This is a genomic window from Haloarcula japonica DSM 6131 (assembly GCF_000336635.1).
Classification (GTDB): Archaea; Halobacteriota; Halobacteria; order Halobacteriales; family Haloarculaceae; genus Haloarcula; species Haloarcula japonica.
On sequence record NZ_AOLY01000012.1, the window covers coordinates 1 to 351 of the forward strand.

General features: G+C 57.0%; 1 rRNA gene. It reads right to left on the reverse strand.

Going from position 1 to position 351, the window contains the following annotated elements:
- Positions 1-351 (reverse strand): 23S ribosomal RNA (locus C444_RS22520); the annotation flags it as partial.

Genomic DNA, 351 nt, shown 5'->3' on the forward strand with positions numbered 1-351 from the left:
CACAGACTACCTCGGCGGAGGTCATGCTTCGACATGTTTCGATTGGAACCAGCTGTTGCCGGACTCGATGGGCCTTTCACCCCTACACATAGATCACGAGAGGGTATTGTAGGACACCAACTCTAACAGACTTCCACGTGCCTTTCGGCACGCTTCATCTTGTCCATGCGTAGATCGTCCGGATTCGGGTCGTGTCCGTGTGGCTCCCCGCCCTTGAAGACGGCGGCCCTCGGGCAAAGCCCTGCGGCCATGTCGGTTTCCCTGTGCCTCCCCGGATACTCCGGTTAGACTTGCCATACAGACACACTCCCTGGCTCGTTTTTCAAAACGTACGACAGAACATCGGCTTCC